At 58.5% G+C, this 318-nt stretch carries 1 protein-coding gene; it reads left to right on the plus strand.

All coding sequences use genetic code 11. The annotated features are described in order from the left end of the window. On the plus strand, positions 1–318 hold a 318-nt coding region (locus EGM46_RS14810; RefSeq protein ID WP_164512930.1), incomplete at both ends, for a hypothetical protein.

The raw sequence follows: 318 nt of genomic DNA on the forward strand, positions 1-318 counted from the left end.
GCGGGTAACGTGTCTGATAAAGGCACAGACAGTGCGAAACTGGATACCACAGCGGCGGGTGCGCCAGGCGTTGAAATCACAGAAGATGCGAACGACGACGGCCTGATCAGCGCGGCGGAGCTGGATGGTGACGTGAACGTGACCATCTCTCTAACCGACACAGGTGCGGTTGAAGGCGATACCTTGACGGTGAACGGCACAGAGATCGAACTGACAGCGGCTCACATCACAGCAGGCGAAGTGTTGACGACAGTCGATGCACCGGCGGAAGGCGCGACGTTAACAGTCGAAGCGACCATTACCGATGCGGCGGGTAAC

The sequence above is a fragment of the Leucobacter chromiireducens genome (genome assembly GCF_003917135.1).
GTDB classification, from domain to species: Bacteria; Actinomycetota; Actinomycetes; order Actinomycetales; family Microbacteriaceae; genus Leucobacter; species Leucobacter chromiireducens_A.